This is a genomic window from Klebsiella sp. OBRC7 (genome assembly GCF_000293135.1).
Taxonomy (GTDB): domain Bacteria; phylum Pseudomonadota; class Gammaproteobacteria; order Enterobacterales; family Enterobacteriaceae; genus Klebsiella; species Klebsiella michiganensis.
This window is the reverse complement of sequence record NZ_ALNJ01000076.1, coordinates 56,292-72,653: the sequence shown is the minus strand read 5'-3', so window position 1 is coordinate 72,653 and position 16,362 is coordinate 56,292. Positions and strand designations below refer to the sequence as shown.

At 55.4% G+C, this 16,362-nt stretch carries 14 protein-coding genes; 7 read left to right on the top strand and 7 right to left on the bottom strand.

The window, feature by feature from the left end; translation table 11 throughout:
- Window positions 1-2 precede the first annotated feature (2 nt).
- The 6 genes from rarA (at window position 3) to HMPREF1144_RS15090 (ending at window position 8,284) form a co-directional block, all read left to right on the top strand.
- Entirely contained in the window at window positions 3-1,346 is a 1,344-nt protein-coding gene (gene rarA / locus HMPREF1144_RS15115) for a replication-associated recombination protein RarA (protein WP_004849446.1), read from the top strand.
- 91 nt (window positions 1,347-1,437) lie between these two features.
- Entirely contained in the window at window positions 1,438-2,730 is a 1,293-nt protein-coding gene (gene serS / locus HMPREF1144_RS15110) for a serine--tRNA ligase (RefSeq protein WP_009653254.1), read from the top strand.
- Between the two features lie 199 nt (window positions 2,731-2,929).
- Complete coding sequence (gene dmsA / locus HMPREF1144_RS15105) at window positions 2,930-5,368, top strand: dimethylsulfoxide reductase subunit A (RefSeq protein ID WP_004849448.1); 2,439 nt, start codon at window positions 2,930-2,932, stop codon at window positions 5,366-5,368.
- Between the two features lie 10 nt (window positions 5,369-5,378).
- Window positions 5,379-5,996: a DMSO/selenate family reductase complex B subunit gene (locus HMPREF1144_RS15100; protein WP_009653301.1), complete on the top strand. Its 618-nt coding sequence runs from the start codon at window positions 5,379-5,381 to the stop codon at window positions 5,994-5,996.
- 1 nt (window position 5,997) lies between these two features.
- Window positions 5,998-6,861: a dimethyl sulfoxide reductase anchor subunit family protein gene (locus tag HMPREF1144_RS15095; protein WP_009653264.1), complete on the top strand. Its 864-nt coding sequence runs from the start codon at window positions 5,998-6,000 to the stop codon at window positions 6,859-6,861.
- A 274-nt stretch (window positions 6,862-7,135) separates the two neighbouring features.
- Window positions 7,136-8,284 carry an MFS transporter gene (locus tag HMPREF1144_RS15090; protein WP_009653261.1) on the top strand — a complete coding sequence of 383 codons (1,149 nt, stop codon included), beginning with the start codon at window positions 7,136-7,138 and terminating at the stop codon, window positions 8,282-8,284.
- A 39-nt stretch (window positions 8,285-8,323) separates the two neighbouring features.
- Here HMPREF1144_RS15090 and HMPREF1144_RS15085 read toward each other — a convergent pair whose 3' ends face one another.
- Genes HMPREF1144_RS15085 through HMPREF1144_RS15065 form a run of 5 tightly spaced genes read right to left on the bottom strand, consistent with a single transcriptional unit; the run spans window position 8,324 to window position 12,094 of the window.
- Window positions 8,324-8,761: a PTS sugar transporter subunit IIA gene (locus tag HMPREF1144_RS15085; protein WP_004849454.1), complete on the bottom strand. Its 438-nt coding sequence runs from the start codon at window positions 8,759-8,761 to the stop codon at window positions 8,324-8,326.
- A 53-nt stretch (window positions 8,762-8,814) separates the two neighbouring features.
- Window positions 8,815-9,726 (bottom strand): transketolase family protein, encoded by a 912-nt coding sequence (locus HMPREF1144_RS15080; RefSeq protein ID WP_009653298.1) that lies wholly within the window; start codon window positions 9,724-9,726, stop codon window positions 8,815-8,817.
- Window positions 9,726-10,523, bottom strand: a complete 798-nt coding sequence (locus HMPREF1144_RS15075; protein ID WP_009653310.1) for a transketolase — start codon at window positions 10,521-10,523, stop codon at window positions 9,726-9,728. The genes HMPREF1144_RS15080 and HMPREF1144_RS15075 overlap by 1 nt, the downstream gene beginning before the upstream one ends.
- Window positions 10,524-10,535: 12 nt before the next feature.
- On the bottom strand, window positions 10,536-11,801 hold the full coding sequence (locus tag HMPREF1144_RS15070; protein ID WP_009653269.1) for a PTS ascorbate transporter subunit IIC: 1,266 nt from the start codon (window positions 11,799-11,801) through the stop codon (window positions 10,536-10,538).
- Between the two features lie 17 nt (window positions 11,802-11,818).
- Window positions 11,819-12,094, bottom strand: coding sequence for a PTS sugar transporter subunit IIB (locus HMPREF1144_RS15065; RefSeq protein ID WP_004100672.1), 276 nt, complete (start codon window positions 12,092-12,094; stop codon window positions 11,819-11,821).
- Between the two features lie 122 nt (window positions 12,095-12,216).
- On the opposite strand from HMPREF1144_RS15065, the gene HMPREF1144_RS15060 reads away from it, so the two are divergent.
- The gene (locus HMPREF1144_RS15060) at window positions 12,217-13,074 is read left to right on the top strand and encodes a MurR/RpiR family transcriptional regulator (RefSeq protein WP_009653306.1); all 858 of its coding nucleotides are present in this window, start codon (window positions 12,217-12,219) and stop codon (window positions 13,072-13,074) included.
- A gap of 54 nt (window positions 13,075-13,128) precedes the next feature.
- On the opposite strand, the gene pflA is transcribed toward HMPREF1144_RS15060, so the two are convergent.
- Entirely contained in the window at window positions 13,129-13,869 is a 741-nt protein-coding gene (pflA, locus tag HMPREF1144_RS15055; protein WP_004871674.1) for a pyruvate formate lyase 1-activating protein, read from the bottom strand.
- 203 nt (window positions 13,870-14,072) lie between these two features.
- Window positions 14,073-16,355 (bottom strand): formate C-acetyltransferase, encoded by a 2,283-nt coding sequence (gene pflB / locus HMPREF1144_RS15050; RefSeq protein ID WP_004130933.1) that lies wholly within the window; start codon window positions 16,353-16,355, stop codon window positions 14,073-14,075.
- Between the last annotated feature and the right edge of the window lie 7 nt (window positions 16,356-16,362).

The window sequence follows — 16,362 nt, the reverse complement described above, 5'->3', positions numbered from 1 at the left end:
ACGTGAGCAACCTGTCGCTCGATTTTTCCGACAACGCGTTTCAACCTCTGGCCGCCCGTATGCGGCCAGAAAATTTAGCGCAGTACATTGGCCAGCAGCACCTGCTGGCGCCGGGTAAACCCTTACCGAGGGCGATTGAGGCCGGGCATCTACACTCGATGATCCTCTGGGGGCCGCCCGGGACAGGAAAAACAACCCTGGCCGAAGTGATAGCGCGCTACGCCAGTGCCGACGTTGAACGCATCTCAGCGGTGACCTCCGGGGTGAAAGAGATCCGCGAGGCCATTGAACGCGCGCGCCAAAACCGCAACGCGGGTCGCCGCACGATCCTGTTTGTCGACGAAGTGCACCGTTTCAATAAAAGCCAGCAGGACGCCTTTCTGCCGCATATTGAAGACGGGACCATCACCTTTATCGGCGCGACGACGGAAAATCCCTCCTTTGAACTCAATTCCGCGCTGTTATCCCGCGCGCGCGTTTATCTGCTGAAGTCGCTGACCAGCGACGACATCGAGCAGGTGCTCAACCAGGCGATGAGCGACAAAACGCGCGGCTACGGCGGGCAAAATATCGTCCTGCCGGACGAGACGCGCAAGGCCATCGCCGACCTTGTCAACGGTGATGCGCGCCGGGCGCTGAATACGCTGGAAATGATGGCCGATATGGCCGAAGCCGACGCCTCCGGCAATCGCGTGCTGAAAGTTGAGCTGCTGACTGAAATTGCCGGTGAGCGCAGCGCGCGTTTCGACAACAAAGGCGATCGCTTTTACGATTTAATCTCCGCACTGCACAAATCGGTTCGCGGCAGCGCCCCGGACGCCGCCCTCTACTGGTACGCGCGGATTATTACCGCCGGCGGCGATCCGCTCTACGTTGCCCGCCGCTGCCTGGCGATTGCCTCGGAAGATGTCGGCAACGCCGATCCGCGCGCGATGCAGGTTGCGATCTCCGCATGGGACTGCTTTACCCGTGTCGGACCGGCGGAAGGCGAACGGGCAATTGCTCAGGCCATTGTCTATCTTGCCTGTGCACCCAAAAGCAACGCGGTTTACACCGCGTTTAAAGCGGCGATGGCCGACGCCCGTGAACGTCCCGATTACGACGTCCCGGTTCATTTGCGCAATGCCCCAACGAAGCTGATGAAAGAGATGGGCTACGGGCAAGAGTATCGCTATGCTCACGATGAACCGAATGCTTATGCCGCCGGGGAGCAGTACTTCCCGCAGGAAATGGCGCAAACGCGCTATTATAAGCCGACAAACCGGGGGCTGGAGGGCAAAATAGGCGAAAAGCTCGCCTGGTTAACCGAACAGGATCAAAATAGCCCGATAAAACGCTACCGATAATTGAGGCGTTGCGGTAAGGTTGTCACACTATTTCCGTGGTCGCGCTCTGCGGCCATTTTTCTTTTATTAATTCGATAAGCACAGGATAAGCATGCTCGATCCCAATCTGCTGCGTACCGAGCCAGACGCAGTCGCAGAAAAACTGGCACGCCGGGGCTTTAAGCTGGATGTAGATAAACTTCGCGCTCTGGAAGAGCGTCGTAAAGTTCTGCAGGTTCAAACTGAAAACCTGCAGGCGGAGCGCAACTCCCGATCGAAATCCATTGGCCAGGCGAAAGCGCGCGGGGAAGATATTGAGCCATTACGCCTGGAAGTGAACAAACTCGGCGAGCAGCTTGATGCCGCTAAGACCGAGCTGGACGCGCTGCTGGCGGAGATCCGCGATATCGCGCTGGCTATCCCTAATATCCCGCACGACGACGTTCCGGCCGGTCGCGACGAAAACGACAACGTTGAAGTCAGCCGCTGGGGAACACCGCGCGAGTTCGATTTTGACGTTCGCGATCACGTCACGCTGGGCGAAATGCATGGAGGGCTGGATTTTGCCGCCGCCGTGAAGCTGACAGGTTCTCGCTTTGTGGTCATGAAGGGCCAGCTGGCACGCCTGCACCGCGCGCTGGCGCAGTTTATGCTGGATCTGCATACCGAACAGCACGGCTACAGCGAAAACTACGTTCCGTATCTGGTTAACCAGGACACGCTGTACGGTACCGGTCAGCTGCCGAAATTCGCCGGCGACCTGTTCCATACCCGTCCGCTGGAAGAAGAAGCTGACAGCAGCAACTACGCGCTGATCCCGACGGCGGAAGTTCCGCTGACCAACCTGGTTCGCGATGAAATCATTGATGAAGACGATCTGCCGATCAAAATGACCGCGCATACGCCGTGCTTCCGCTCTGAAGCCGGATCTTACGGCCGCGATACCCGCGGTCTGATCCGTATGCACCAGTTCGACAAAGTCGAGATGGTGCAGATTGTACGTCCGGAAGATTCCATGGCGGCGCTGGAAGAGATGACCGGCCACGCTGAGAAAGTGCTGCAGCTGCTGGGTCTGCCGTATCGTAAAGTGGCTTTGTGCACGGGTGATATGGGCTTCAGCGCATGCAAAACCTACGATCTGGAAGTGTGGGTGCCGGCGCAGAATACCTATCGTGAGATCTCTTCCTGCTCCAACGTCTGGGATTTCCAGGCGCGCCGCATGCAGGCACGCTGCCGCAGCAAATCTGACAAGAAAACTCGCCTCGTACACACGCTGAACGGTTCTGGCCTGGCGGTTGGACGTACGCTGGTCGCGGTGATGGAAAACTATCAGCAGGCGGATGGTCGCATCGAGATCCCGGAAGTTCTGCGCCCGTATATGCGCGGCCTTGAATTTATCGGCTGATTTTTCAACGCTCTTCTCAAAAGCGCCTGCGGGCGCTTTTTTTTACCCCCTTCTTGATACGGGGCAATAATCGCCTTCGCGATTACGAAGATACTCCCTTTGGATTAAACAGGATAAAAAACTATTAAAGGTTAATCTCGTTGTATATGTAACTATATAACGGCATTAAGTTAATTGTGAGCAACCAAAGCGAGTATCTATGAAAACCAAAACCTCCGATGCTTTACTGGCTGCTGAGGTGAGCCGGCGTGGTTTAATGAAAACCACGGCGATTGGCGGGCTGGCGATGGCCAGCAGCGCTTTTACCTTACCCTTCACGCGCATTGCCCAAGCCGCAGACAACCTCAACCCCGCCAGCGAAACGGTCACCTGGAGCGCCTGTACGGTGAACTGCGGCAGCCGCTGCCCGCTGCGGATGCATGTGGTGGGTGGTGAGATAAAATATGTTGAAACGGACAATACCGGCGACGATAGCTACGACGGTCTGCATCAGGTTCGCGCCTGTCTGCGCGGCCGCTCGATGCGTCGACGCGTCTACAACCCGGACCGCCTGAAATATCCGATGAAGCGCGTGGGCAAACGCGGCGAGGGCAAATTCGAGCAAATCAGCTGGGAAGAAGCGTTCGATACTATCGCCAGTAATATGCAGCGCCTGATAAAAGAGTACGGTAATGAGTCCATCTATCTGAACTACGGAACGGGAACCCTCGGCGGAACCTTGACTCGCTCATGGCCACCGGGGAAAACCCTGATTGCCCGCCTGATGAACTGCTGCGGCGGCTATCTCAACCATTATGGCGACTACTCCACCGCGCAAATTGCCGCGGGACTGAACTACACCTACGGCGGCTGGGCCGATGGCAATAGCCCGTCGGATATCGAAAACAGCAAGCTGGTGGTGCTGTTTGGCAACAACCCCGGGGAAACCCGCATGAGCGGCGGCGGGGTGACCTACTACCTGGAACAGGCGCGGGAGAAATCCAACGCCAGGCTGATTATTATCGATCCACGCTATACCGACACCGGCGCCGGACGCGAAGACGAGTGGATCCCTATCCGCCCGGGAACCGATGCCGCGCTGGTCTCCGCGCTGGCGTGGGTGATGATTAACGAGAACCTCGTTGACCAGCCTTTCCTCGACAAGTACTGCGTAGGCTATGACGAGAAAACGCTGCCGGAAGGGGCGCCGGCCAATGGCCACTATAAGGCCTATATTCTCGGTCAGGGCAAAGACGGTATCGCGAAGACCCCTGAGTGGGCGTCGACGATTACCGGCATTCCCCAGGCGCGTATCGTGCAGCTGGCGCGCGAAATCGCCAGCGCTAAACCTGCCTATATTTCTCAGGGCTGGGGCCCACAGCGCCATGCCAACGGTGAGCTGGTTTCCCGCGCGATTTCCATGCTGGCAATCTTAACCGGCAACGTCGGGATTAACGGCGGCAATACCGGCGCGCGTGAAGGTTCTTACTCTCTGCCTTTTGAACGTATGCCGACGCTGGATAATCCGGTGGAAACCAGTATTTCCATGTTTATGTGGACCGATGCGATTGAGCGCGGGACGGAAATGACCGCGCTGCGCGACGGCGTGCGCGGCAAAGATAAGCTCGACGTGCCTATTAAAATGGTCTGGAACTATGCCGGTAACTGCCTGGTCAACCAGCATTCAGAGATTAACCGTACCCATGACATCCTTCAGGATGACAAGAAGTGCGAGATGATTGTGGTCATTGATTGCCATATGACCTCCTCGGCGAAATATGCCGATATTCTGCTGCCGGACTGTACGGCCTCGGAGCAGATGGATTTTGCCCTCGATGCCTCCTGCGGCAACATGTCCTACGTGATTTTTGCCGATCAGGCCATCAAGCCGCGTTTTGAATGCAAAACCATCTATGAGATGACCACGGAGCTGGCGAAGCGCATGGGCGTTGAGCAACGTTTCACCGAAGGCCGCACTCAGGAAGAGTGGCTGCGTCACCTCTATGAGCAATCCCGTAAAGCGATCCCGGCGCTGCTGCCGTTTGATGAATTCCGCAAGCAGGGAATCTTCAAACAGCGCGATCCGGAAGGCCACCACGTTGCCTATAAAGCTTTCCGCGAAGATCCCGCCGCCAATCCGCTTACGACGCCGTCAGGGAAAATTGAAATCTACTCTGCGCAGCTGGCGGAAATTGCCGCGACCTGGGAGCTGAAAGAAGAGGATGTTATCGACCCGCTGCCGATATACAGCCCTGGGTTTGAAAACTATGACGATCCGCTGGCGAAAAAGTATCCGCTGCAGCTGACCGGTTTTCACTATAAAGCCCGCACGCACTCCACCTACGGCAACGTTGACGTACTGAAAGCGGCTTGCCGTCAGGAGATGTGGATCAACCCGCTTGATGCCCAGAAGCGCGGTATCGCCAATGGCGATCGGATCCGCATTTTTAACGATCGCGGTGAAGTGCATATCGAGGCCAAAGTGACCCCGCGCATGATACCGGGCGTGGTCGCGCTGGGTGAGGGGGCCTGGTATAACCCGGACGCAGGCCGCGTGGATCAGGCTGGCTGCATTAACGTGCTGACCACCCAACGCCCATCGCCGCTGGCGAAAGGCAATCCATCGCATAGCAACCTCGTCCAGGTTGAAAAGCTGTAAGGAGTAACCGATGACAACTCAATATGGATTTTTTATTGATTCCGCCCGTTGCACCGGTTGCAAAACCTGCGAACTGGCTTGTAAAGACTATAAAAACCTCACGCCGGAAGTGAGCTTCCGTCGTATCTACGAATACGCCGGCGGCGACTGGCAGGAGGATAACGGCGTCTGGCAGCAAAACGTCTTTGCCTATTACCTCTCTATTGCCTGCAACCATTGTGAGGATCCGGCCTGCACCAAAGTTTGCCCGAGCGGGGCGATGCATAAACGTGAAGATGGCTTTGTCGTTGTCGATGAAGATGTCTGTATTGGCTGTCGCTATTGCCATATGGCCTGCCCGTACGGCGCGCCGCAGTACAATGCGACAAAAGGTCATATGACCAAATGCGATGGCTGCCACGAGCGCGTCGCCGACGGCAAAAAGCCGATTTGCGTGGAATCTTGCCCGCTGCGCGCGTTAGATTTCGGCCCGATTGAAGAGCTGCGCCAAAAACACGGCCAGCTGGCCGCCGTTGCGCCGCTGCCTTCGGCCCACTTCACTAAACCGAGTATCGTGATTAAACCTAACGCCAACAGCCGACCGTGTGGAGATACCACCGGCTACCTGGCTAACCCGAAGGAGGTGTGAGATGGGGAGTGGATGGCATGAATGGCCGCTGATTATTTTCACGGTCTTTGGTCAGTGCGTGGTGGGCGGTTTTATTGTGCTGGCTCTGGCGCTAATGAAAGGCGACTTATCGCGTGAACAGCAGCAGCGCGTCGTGTGGAGCATGTTTGGCCTGTGGGTGCTGATGGGCGTGGGCTTTATTGCCTCAACCCTGCATCTTGGGTCGCCCATGCGCGCGTTTAACTCGCTCAATCGCGTAGGCGCCTCGTCGCTCAGTAACGAAATCGCCAGCGGGGCGCTTTTCTTCGCCGTCGGCGGTATTGGCTGGCTGCTGGCGGTGGTCAATAAGCTACCGGCGGGGCTGCGTCATCTCTGGCTGGTCATTACCATGGTGCTGGGGATTATCTTCGTCTGGATGATGGTCCGCGTCTATAACACTATTGATACGGTACCCACCTGGTATACGGTCTGGACGCCGCTTAGCTTCTTCCTGACGATGTTTATCGGCGGTCCATTGCTGGGATATCTGCTGCTGCGCGTTGCCGATGTCAACGGCTGGGCGATGCGCCTGCTGCCGGCGGTGACCCTGCTGGCGCTGGTGATTAGCGCCATCGTGGTGCTGATGCAGGGCAGCGAGCTGGCGACAATCCATAGCTCTATTCAGCAGGCCTCGGCGCTGGTGCCGGCCTACGGCTCGCTGATGGCGTGGCGCCTGGTTGCGCTGGCGTTGGCGCTGGTCTGCTGGATTGCCCCTCAGCTCAAAGGCTATCAGCCCGCATTGCCGATGCTGGGGCTGGCTTTTGTGCTGGTGCTGATCGGCGAGACGATCGGCCGCGGCGTCTTCTACGGCCTGCACATGACCGTTGGAATGGCAATCGCCAGCTAATCGCCCTTTATCGCGCCAGAAATACTTATTCTGGCGCGATAAAAAATGCGGTCGATTCATGAAATATTTCTACCGATATTCCCAACGCTATTTTCCAATAAATTAATAAAAACAATGGAATAATATAAATATCTATTCTGTTGTCGATCCGCTGGATAAAAAACTTCTATCGTTCCCCCGCAAACCGCGTCACGCCTGATTTCAGGCGGATTGACAATGTTTGCAGCAGTGGCATGATGCGCACGAAATCTGAACTCCATCACGGTTTATATCCATGACCATCTACACCCGGCCAGTGCAAATGTTGCTCTGTGGCCTGCTTCTGTTGACCCTGGCGATAGCGGTTTTAAATACGCTCGTCCCGCTTTGGCTCGCCCATGAAAATATGCCGACCTGGCAGGTCGGGATGGTGGGCTCGTCCTATTTTACCGGTAATCTGGTGGGAACATTGCTTGCCGGATGGGTAATTAAACGTCTGGGCTTTAACCGCAGCTATTACCTGGCATCGGTTATCTTTGCCGTGGGCTGCGTGGGTCTTGGTATTACGCTGGGCTTCTGGAGCTGGTTCAGCTGGCGCTTTATCGCCGGCGTCGGCTGCGCGATGATTTGGGTGGTGGTGGAGAGCGCGCTGGTCTGTAGCGGCACTTCGCGGAGCCGGGGTCGCCTACTGGCGGCGTATATGATGATTTATTACGTTGGCACGGTGCTGGGCCAGTTAATGGTCAGCAAACTGCCGACGGATCTGATGAGCGTTCTGCCGTGGGTGACGGCGCTGGCGCTGGCGGCCATTCTGCCGCTGCTGTTTGCTCGCGTGGCGACTCAGGCCGATGAGCCGCACGAACCGGCGCGTATCTGGCCAATGTTAAGGCTGCGTCAGGCCCGCCATGGCGTCAACGGCTGCATTATTTCCGGCATTGTGCTCGGTTCGCTGTATGGCCTGATGCCGCTGTGGCTTAACCACCAGGGCGTTAGCGATTCCGGCATCGGCTTCTGGATGGCGGTGATGGTGAGCGCGGGTATCGTGGGGCAGTGGCCGATTGGCCGGCTCGCCGATCGCTACGGCCGTCTGCTGGTCCTGCGCGTTCAGGTGTTTGTGGTGATTCTCGGCTGTCTGGCGATGTTAAGCCAGGCCGCAATGGCGCCCGCGCTGTTCGTGCTGGGCGCTTCCGGCTTCACGCTCTATCCGGTGGCTATGGCCTGGGCCTGCGAAAAAGTTGAACGTCATCAGCTGGTGGCGATGAACCAGGCGCTGTTAATGAGCTATACCGTGGGCAGCCTGCTTGGGCCGACGCTGACCGCCATGCTGATGCAGAACTTCTCTGACAATCTGTTGTTTATCATGATTGCCAGCGTGTCATTCATCTACCTGTTGACGCTGCTGCGCAAAGCGGGGCACCATCCTACGCCGGTGGCGCACGCCTGATTTTTCAGAACATAGCCAGGGCACGACCCTGGCTATGGATTAATGCGACGCAAGAAGCGCAATAAACTGTGCCCGGTTTTGCACCGTGCTGTATCGCTGAAGTCTCTCCCCCTCATCCAGCCAGCAGACTAACCGCTGGATGGTCTGGATATGCTGTTCACTATCGGCCGCCGCCAGTACGACTATCAGCCGAATGCCGGGATGCTCCGGAAAATCAACGGCCTCGCTACAGCAAAGCAGCGAAAGCGCGCTGTTTCTGCTCAGCACGCCGGCTTCCGGACGCGCGTGCGGTAGCGCAAACGCCGGGCTCAATATATACCAGGGGCCATCCTGCTCCGTGGCGCTGATAATAGCCCTGGCATAGCCCACGGTGATTTTTCCCTGCTCCTCAAGCGGGCGGCAGGCGAGATGAACGGCGCTGCGCCAGCTCAGGCAGTCGCTGGTGAACTGACGGGCGGAAAATAGCCTCTCTTCCATAAACGTTCCCTTTACGCGCGAGCCGATCGCCAACTGACCGGCTCGCCTGGCGGTTAGCGTAGCGCGTTAAACAGCGCGTCTCCCGAGATGCCATATTTCGCTTTTAGCTGCCTGCTATTTCCCGATTCGGTAAATGTGTCCTGCGTTCCCAGACGCGTAAGGCGCGCCGGATGTGCCTTTTGCGCCAGGGTTTCCGCGATTAGGCCACCGAGGCCGCCGTTGACGGTATGATTTTCAAGCGTAGCGATAAGCGGGCAGCCTTCGACCAGCCGATAAAACGCCTGCTGATTGAAGGGTTTAACGGTTGCAACGTGAATAAGTTTTCCTTTTTTGCCACTGGCGAGCAGCTTTTCATAGCCGTCGGTAGCCTGTTCCAGTACCGTTCCTTCAAACAGAATCGCAAAATCCGTGCCGCTGTCGGCGATGGCAGCGATATCGTTGACCCGCGGAACGACGCTTTTGTCGCGAACCGGCATCGGCTCGCGCGCCACGCGAATATAAACGGGTCCCTTTATTTTTGCCGCCTGCTCGAAGGCCTCGGCGATTTCTTCCGCATCTGCCGGGGTCAGGACGGTTAACCCCGGAAGGACGCGGGTCAGCGCTAAATCCTCCAGCGCATGGTGCGAAGCGCCGTCCGGGCCATCATCCATACCGGGGTGGCTACCGACGAGTTTGATGTTGGCTTTGGCGTAGCAGGCCTGCCGCAGCTGGGTCCAGGCGGTGCCGGTGACGAACATCGCAAAGTTAACATAGAAGGGCATAAAGCCTTCCAGCGCCTGGCCGACCGCGAAGCTCATGGCGGAACCTTCCGCAATGCCCATTTCGAAAAAGGCCTCAGGATAGATGGCCTGAAACTGGTCGGTACGGGTAGAGCTGGCTAAATCGCTGTCGATAACAACAACGGGATAGCCTTTTTCTTTTAGCGCAATCAGGGCATGTCCGATCTCATCACGGGGTGCTTTCATCACTGTAACTCCTCCATCGCCTGCTGAAATTGTTCTTTGCTCGGGGTTTTTGAGTGCCAGTCGCCGTTGTTTTCCATATAGCTGACGCCGGAACCTTTGGTGGTGCACGCCACAATGGCGACAGGTTTACCTTTCAGGTGACGGGATAGCATCAGGGTATCGGCAACCTGATGCATATCATTGCCGTTGTGCAGTTCCAGTACATGCCAGCCAAAGCTGCGGATTTTGTCCGCCAGCGGCTCGAGATTAACGACGTCATTGACCGGATCGTGGGAAGAGAAGCCGTTGTAATCGATGATGGCGACCAGATTATCCATTTTCATATGCCCGGCCTGCTGTAAGGTTTCCCAGATTTGGCCTTCATGCATTTCGCCATCGCCAACGATGGCAAATACCCGGTGCGGATCGTTGCGCCGCTTTTTGGCGGCCGCCATACCAAAAGCAATCGACAGCCCCTGGCCAAGCAGTCCGGTTGTCGCATCGACTTCCGGCAGCGACTTAATGCTCGGGTGCCCCTGCAGGCGCGAGTTGATCTGTCGGAACGTATTGAACTCGCTGCGCTCGATCTTGCCTTGTTGATACAGCATGGCGTACTGCGCGGCGACGGCGTGGCCTTTACTCATCACCACGCGCGAGCGGGGGGTGGCGGCCAGATCGACTTCCTGGTAATAGAGCCAGGTAAGCACGTCGATTATCGACAGCGCCCCGCCCGGGTGGCCAATTCCGGACTCGTAAATCATGGTGACGATCTCGCGGCGGGCGGCAAGCGCGTGGGATTTCAGTTCATCAATATTCATGTTCATTCCTTCTTAGGGCAGCATTTTACCGATGTAGTACACGACCAGACCCAGAGCGACGAAGTCGGTTTCCGGGAAGCTGGTGCCTGAAAGACCGACGGATTCCATAATCGGGTAAATCAGCGCCGGGCCGATGCCGATCAGGATCCCGGTGATGAAGCTTCCGGCAATCGCGCCTTTCCAGCCGCCGGAGGCATTACCAAATACCGCTGCGGTCGCGCCAATAAAGAAGTAGGGAATGGCTACCGGGATAATCACGGTTTGGCCAAGGATCGCCAGAAAACCCATCACCACCAGTCCGCCGACAAACGAAGAGATAAAACCCAGCACCGTGGCGGTCGGGGCGTAGGGGAAGACCACCGGGCAGTCGAGCGCGGGTTTGGCGTTAGGAATAAACTTCTCCGAGATGCCGAGGAAGGCCGGAACAATTTCTGATAGCAGCAGGCGTACGCCGGTAATGATGATGTACAGCGAAGCGGTAAAGGTCAGCGACTGAAAGAGCGGGTAAACCAGCCAGTGCATCCCGCCTGCCGCTGCGGTGACCGCGGCTTTTCCGGCAGCGAGCGCGGCGATGTAGTAGAAGATGCTCACCGAGATCGACACCGAGACGATGTAATCTTTAAAGATCCCCAGCCAGCCGGGAAGATTCAGCTTTTCGGTGGATTGTCTCGGATCGCCGACCTTTGCGCCAATCCAGCCGGAGGCGGCGTAGGCCAGGGTGACGTAATGCCCCATCGCGATCTCATCATTACCGGTAATTTTTCGCATCCACGGCTGCGCAATGGCCGGATAGAGGCAGGCGGCGAGACCCAGCAGCACGGAGCCGGCAATGATGGTCGTCATGTCGCTGTAGCCCAGCGCCTTCAGCGTTATGGTAAGCAGCGCGGAGAGATAAAGATTATGTTGCCCGGTAAGAAAGATGTATTTAAACGGCGTCACGCGGGCAAAAAACAGGTTCCAGCCAAAACCAATCACCATGATCAGCGACACGCACATGGCGAATTTGGTTTGCGCCAGTCCGGTTAGCGCTTCTGCCAGCGGCATTACGCCCTTCAGACCAAATCCATCGCTGAATAAGGTCTGAAAGTTACCCAGGGAAGTGACTGCCAGACCTGCGCCGCCGGCAAAAACCAGAAATCCGACGATGGTTTTGAAGGTGCCGGAAAGGATTTTTTCAATCGGCTTGCGTTGGATTAACAGGCCGATTAATGCAATAAAGCCAACTAAAAGTGGGGTTACGCCCAGAATGTCGAATACAATAAATCTGAGGAAATCCATATTGCCTCCGGGAGAGGTTAGTTGCTTTGAACGATGTCAGTGAGCGCAGACTCCATCTCTTCACTGTTCATCAGGTCGGTAATGCCGACAGCTCTGAATCCGGCGGCTTCGACTTCATCGGTGAGATCGCGCATAGTGATGACAAAATCAATGTCTCGCCAGGTGCGTAAGCCTGAGAGGACGTCATGTTCCAGCTCGATATCCCAGCCGTGTTTGTCGATGATTTTTTGGGCTTTGATTTTGAGCATTAAGGAGCTGCCCATACCGGTACGACAGACTATGAGACCTTTCATTCGATGTTCTCCTGTTTGTAAAAATAATTATTTTTATTTATTTGTATGAGATAATAATTATTATCTTTGCAGCAGGACGAAAGATGTGACTGTGTTTGCATTTTGAGCAAATAAGGCAAAACATGAGCCAGATAGACAATAACTTGTTGATAAGCATAAGAAATGGAGCTTCCGGGCTAAGCCCGATACTGGAGAAGGTTGGCCGTTTTATTACGGAAAATCCTGACTTTGTGATGCGTCACACGATTTCAGAACTGGCCGACTCCATTGATACCAGTGAGGGGAGTATCACCCGTTTTTGTCGGGCCTTTGGTTTTAAAGGTTTCTCGGATTTCAGAACCGCGCTGGCGATGGAGCAGGGCGCCGCGCGCTCGGAAGACCACGGTACCAACGAGAGCGAAGAGATTGCGCCGGTGCTGGCGAGCATTCGCGACAGTAATGCCATTGTCGATAGCCAGGAGCTGAAAGCCGCGGCCGACTGGCTTAATACCCTGAACAGCATTGCTATCTATGCCGTGGGCACGGCGGTGCCGGTGGCGTTATTCCTGCAGATGAATTTAATCAATATGGGTAAGGCGGCCAGCTTTATCGATCGCTCCTATCCGGCGGCGATGCCGCTGCTGGCTGACAGTCAAAAAACCGGCATCATCGTCGTTCACAGCGAACAGGCATCGGCGGATATGATGCAGGCCCTGTCGCTGGCAAAGCAGCAGGGCGTTAAAATTTTATCGCTGACCCGCGGGACGTTTGCGCCGCTGGCCCGTTTATCTGACTGGAATCTTCAGGCGGCGGTGGCTTTACAGGGGGAAGGGGAGTCGGGGTTTGCGGAAATCGCCGGCGCAATGATGGTGGCCGACCGGATCCTCAGCGCGCTGGAAGAGCAGGATGAACGCTATGCGGAATACCGAAAAGCGCATCAGAAGCGCATTTTCTCGATTGAGAGCGTGGCGAACAAGCTGTCGGAATATTTTATGTCCTGACGCTGATTTTGTTGGGGAAACACCCGGTAGCGCAATCTCTACCGGGCGGGGATTTTAATACATCACTTTATGACCGTACTGTTCCAGAATGCCCTTCACGCGTTCCATGGTCTCTTTCTTTGGCGGATGGACGCCATCCAGCTTGTACTCTTCGCCCATGGCTACCCATTTGTGCTTGCCCAGCTCGTGGTACGGCAGCAGTTCGATTTTCTCGACGTTGCCCATGTCACGAGTAAACTCACCCAGGCGATGCGCTGAATCATCATCGTCGGACCAGCCCGGAACCACAACGTAGCGGATCCAGACGTTGATGTTTTTGTTTGACAGGTAACGGGCAAACTCCAGCGTCCGATGGTTAGAGACACCTACCAGATTCTGGTGAATTTCATCATTCATTTGCTTGAGGTCGAGCATCACCAGATCGGTGACTTCCAGCAGTTCATCAATAACCGGGTCGTAGCGGCGCACAAAGCCGTTGGTATCGAGACAGGTATGAATACCTTCTTTCTTACAGGCGCGGAACCAGTCGCGAACAAATTCGGCCTGCAGGATAGCCTCGCCGCCGGATGCCGTCACGCCGCCGCCGGAAGCGTTCATAAAGTGGCGATAGGTCACCACCTCTTTCATCAGCTCTTCAACGGTAATCTCTTTGCCACCGTGGGTATCCCAGGTGTCGCGGTTGTGGCAATAGAGGCAGCGCATCAGGCAGCCCTGGAAGAAGGTGATAAAGCGGATCCCCGGGCCATCGACGGTGCCACAGGATTCAAAGGAGTGAATGCGACCAATTGTTGACATTGCGGTGATATCTCCGAATTTGGCCCATCCGGGGCCTATGTAGATGCACAGCTCAAAGGCTATGTCGAGTCTGTTTTGGCTGTTATCCATAAAGTATAGACAGCAGACAAAAGAGACTGGGGCAGGATGATATTGCTAAAAAGGCCCCACTTGCGTGGAGCCTTTATTGTACGCTTTTTACTGTACGATTTCAGTCAATACCATTACATGGTCTGAGTGAAGGTACGAGTAATAACGTCCTGCTGCTGTTCTTTCGTCAGGGAGTTAAAACGTACAGCGTAGCCGGATACGCGGATGGTCAGCTGCGGATATTTTTCCGGGTTTTCCATCGCGTCGAGCAGCATTTCGCGGTTCATAACGTTGACGTTCAGATGCTGACCGCCTTCGATGGATGCTTCGTGGTGGAAATAACCATCCATCAGGCCGGCGAGGTTAGTTTTACGTACTTCGTCGTCTTTACCCAGCGCGTTCGGCACGATAGAGAAGGTGTAAGAAATACCATCTTTCGCGTAAGCAAACGGCAGTTTCGCAACGGAGGTCAGAGAGGCAACAGCACCTTTCTGGTCACGGCCGTGCATCGGGTTAGCACCTGGTCCGAACGGCGCGCCAGCGCGACGACCGTCAGGGGTGTTACCGGTTTTCTTACCATACACAACGTTAGAGGTGATGGTCAGAACGGACTGAGTCGGGATAGCGTTGCGGTAGGTGTGCAGTTTCTGAATTTTCTTCATGAAACGTTCAACCAGGTCAACGGCCATATCATCGACGCGAGAGTCGTTGTTACCAAACTGCGGGTATTCGCCTTCGATTTCGAAGTCGACAGCCAGACCGTTTTCATCACGAATCGGTTTAACTTTCGCATATTTGATTGCAGACAGAGAGTCAGCCGCAACGGACAGACCTGCGATACCACATGCCATGGTGCGGATAACATCACGGTCGTGCAGCGCCATCAGGGAAGCTTCGTAGCTGTACTTGTCGTGCATGTAGTGGATGATGTTCAGCGCAGTGACGTACTGTTTAGCCAGCCAGTCCATGAAGTGATCCATGCGGTCCATCACTTCGTCGAAGTTCAGAACGTCGCCTTTGATCGGTTCAGATTTAGGACCAACCTGCATTTTCAGTTTTTCATCAACGCCGCCGTTGATTGCGTACAGCATGGTTTTCGCCAGGTTAGCACGCGCCCCGAAGAACTGCATCTGCTTACCAACAACCATCGGGCTTACGCAGCAAGCGATAGCGTAGTCATCGTTGTTGAAGTCAGGACGCATCAGGTCATCGTTCTCGTACTGCAGAGAAGAGGTATCGATGGACACTTTCGCGGCGTATTTTTTGAAGCTCAGCGGCAGTTTTTCAGACCACAGAATGGTGATGTTCGGCTCCGGAGACGGCCCCATGGTGTACAGGGTGTTCAGGAAACGGAAGCTGTTTTTGGTGACCAGAGTACGGCCGTCAACGCCCATACCGCCGATAGATTCGGTTGCCCAAATCGGGTCGCCAGAGAACAGTTCATCATATTCAGGGGTACGCAGGAAACGAACCATACGCAGTTTCATGACCAGGTGGTCAATCATTTCCTGTGCGTCTTGCTCGGTGATTTTACCGGCTTTCAGGTCACGTTCGATGAAGATATCCAGGAAGCTGGAGGTACGACCGAAGGACATTGCCGCGCCGTTCTGAGATTTAACGGCAGCCAGGTAGCCGAAGTAGGTCCACTGGATAGCTTCCTGAGCGGTGGTAGCAGGACCAGAGATATCGCAGCCGTATTTAGCCGCCATTTCTTTGATCTGACCCAGCGCGCGGTGCTGTTCAGAGATTTCTTCACGCAGACGGATCGTTGCTTCCAGATCTTCGCCGTTTTCCAGTTTCTCTTGCAGAGAGACGAACTGAGCGTATTTGTCTTTCATCAGGAAGTCGATACCGTACAGCGCAACGCGACGGTAGTCACCGATGATACGACCACGGCCATAGGCATCCGGCAGACCGGTCAGAACGCCAGATTTACGGCAGTTCAGGATGTCTTTGGTGTAAACGTCAAACACGCCCTGGTTGTGAGTTTTGCGGTATTCAGTGAAGATTTTCTTCAGCATCGGGTCCAGCTCGCGATCGTACGCTTTGCAGGAACCTTCTACCATTTTGATGCCGCCGAACGGGATAATCGCGCGTTTCAGCGGAGCTTCAGTCTGCAGGCCAACGATTTTCTCGAGACCTTTCTCGATGTAGCCAGCGTCATGAGAAGTGATGGTGGACGCAAGGGAAGTATCAAAATCAACAGGCGCGTGAGTGCGGTTTTCCTGTTTAACGCCTTCCATTACGGTGTCCCACAGCTTGGTGGTCGCGTCAGTTGCGCCAGCCAGGAAGGACTCGTCACCTTCGTACGGGGTATAGTTTTTCTGGATGAAGTCGCGGACGTTGACTTCGTTCTGCCAGTCACCTTTCGCAAAACCTTCCCAGGCTGTGGCTAACTTTTCATTAAGCTCGGACATGTAACAC